Origin of the sequence: Megasphaera sp. AF13-6AC (genome assembly GCF_027685385.1) — a bacterium.
Taxonomy (GTDB): Bacteria; Bacillota; Negativicutes; order Veillonellales; family Megasphaeraceae; genus Megasphaera; species Megasphaera micronuciformis.
The window spans coordinates 590-2,034 of the sequence record NZ_JAQCUN010000183.1 but is presented as its reverse complement, the minus strand read 5'-3'; the positions used below and the strand labels follow the sequence as shown (position 1 = coordinate 2,034).

Annotated in this window: 2 protein-coding genes; both read right to left on the bottom strand. The window is 45.7% G+C overall.

Going from position 1 to position 1,445, the window contains the following annotated elements:
* Window positions 1-728, bottom strand: a 728-nt coding sequence (locus PGX78_RS07875; RefSeq protein ID WP_270446359.1) for a YebC/PmpR family DNA-binding transcriptional regulator, incomplete at its 3' end; no start/stop codon positions are given.
* Between the two features lie 13 nt (window positions 729-741).
* Complete coding sequence (locus PGX78_RS07870; protein WP_270446357.1) at window positions 742-1,314, bottom strand: RNA methyltransferase; 573 nt, start codon at window positions 1,312-1,314, stop codon at window positions 742-744.
* Window positions 1,315-1,445: the final 131 nt, after the last annotated feature.

The following is a 1,445-nucleotide window of genomic DNA, read 5'->3' as shown; positions in this document are numbered from 1 at the left end:
ATATCGTCAGGGAATTCCCCGTTGTGATATACATCCTGTACATCATCCAAATCGTCAAATGCATCAATCATATTTTCCAATTTTTGTGCATCTTCCGGAGACAGTGCAATAGTCGTATCGGGAACCATGGTAATTTGTGCGTGTTCCGTAGGAATATTATGTTCAGACAAAGCCTGTTCAACGGCATCGTAAGCTTCAGTCGTCGTAACGATTTCATACTCGTCGCCTTCCGTGCGGATATCATCGGCACCCGCATCGAGAGCTACTTCCATCAGCTTGTCTTCGTCTACCGCATCTTTAGCAACGACAAAAAGTCCCAGATTCTTAAACATCCACGACACGCATCCGGTTTCACCCATATTACCGCCGTGTTTAGAAAAGAGATGCCGTACGTCGGCAGCCGCCCGATTACGATTATCCGTCAAGACGTTAACCGTCAAAGCAACGCCTGCCGGGCCGTAACCTTCGTAGACGATTTCTTCATAACTCTGTCCTTCCAAGGTACCTGCACCCTTTTGAATAGCACGGTTGATATTTTCCTTCGGTATATTGTTTTCTTTAGCTTTTTGTAAAGCCAGCTTCAAACGCATATTTCCCGTCGGATCGGCACCGCCCATGCGAACGGCAATCGTAATTTCACGACTGATTTTTGTCGTAATCTTGCCGCGAACGGCATCATTCTTACCTTTTTTTCGTTTAATATTGGCCCATTTTGAATGTCCAGACATCTTATGTCCCCCTTTACTTCCACCATGCCTCGCCGGCAAGCCTATCCAGAATAATAGCTACTGCCGAACGAACGGAAAGGTGATTGTACTCTCCCGGACCGTATACGGGTTCGAGAATATAATCGAATTTCTTCATCATCTCTCCGGTCATACCGTATCCGGTTCCGAATAACAACAAAATCGGTCGGTCGCCCGTTTCGCCTAAAGTTCTCAAATCCTTATACGAAATCGTATCGGCATACGTGCGTGCATCCGTCGTTACCACATAAGGACGACAGCCTTCCGCTTCTTCTACGGCTTTGATAGCCGCATCCGTATCAGGCAGCGTTTCCACAATATCGAAAGCCTCCGTGCGATAGGAATTATAATTTCTGCCGACTTTACTGCGCCAGAAAGCCAGAATTTTATGAATCATATCCAGCTGGCCTTCTACATGATGAATAATAAAATATTTTTTAACACCGAACGTCTTTGACGATCGGGAAATATCATGCAAATCATAGTTCGTTACAGCCGTGGCGACAATATTAAAGTTTTTATCATACATTGGGTAATGAACTAAGCCCACGTACAAGGGTACCTTCATACGGTCATCTCCCGTTTCAATTCGTCGAGAATTTGTAAGTCCCGTGTTGAAAGTTCGGCGGCGGCCAATAAGTCGGGCCGTAACGCCATCGTCCTGGCAAGAGAAGCTTTTCTTCTCCAAGCCTCTATTTT

Coding starts and splice junctions, on each gene's coding strand:
- PGX78_RS07870 (WP_270446357.1), bottom strand. CDS start 1,314: ATGAAGGTACCCTTGTACGTGGGCTTAGTTCATTACCCAATGTATGAT.